Annotated in this window: 1 pseudogene; it reads left to right on the top strand. The window is 81.8% G+C overall.

What is annotated here, in order from left to right:
• Nucleotides 1–595 (top strand): annotated as a pseudogene (locus AC5Y43_RS24970) (PE family protein); the annotation flags it as partial.

Raw genomic sequence — 595 nt, 5'->3', positions numbered from 1 at the left:
TCAACGCCACCACACCCGGCGGCAACGGAGGCATCGGCGGAACCGGCGGCGCGGGCGGCAGCCACGGCAACGGTGGTGCCGGCGGGGCCGGCGGGCACGGCGCGGCCGGCAATAACGGGTTTGCTGCAACGGCGACGGGCCAGTCCGGCGGCAGCGGCACCGACGGCGGGGCCGGCGGCGAGGGCGGCGGCGGCGGTGCGGGCGGCTCGGTCTCCGGCAACGGCGGCGCCGGCGGCGCGGGCGGCCATGGCGGGGCGGGCGGCAACGGCGGCGCCGGGGAAAACGGCGCCAACGCGACCACGCCCGGCGGCGCGGGGCAGGCCGGCGGGTCGGGCGGCAACGGCGGCGACGGCGGGGCCGGCGGCGACGGCGGCATCGGCGGCCTGGCCGCCCACGGCACCCAGGGCGCCACCGGGGCAGGCGGCGCCGGCGGAAACGGCGGGAACGGCGCCACGCCCGGCGACGGCGGCAATGGCGCGGCCGGCGACAACACCACCCCCGACGGCGGCGCCGGTGGGGCCGGCGGCAACCTCGGCATCCGTGGCACCGGCGGTATCGGCGGCAGCGGCTCCACCCATGGCAGCGATGGCGCTAT

The sequence above is a fragment of the Mycobacterium sp. NGS57 genome (assembly GCF_059812405.1).
This window is presented reverse-complemented; position numbering and strand designations above follow the sequence as displayed.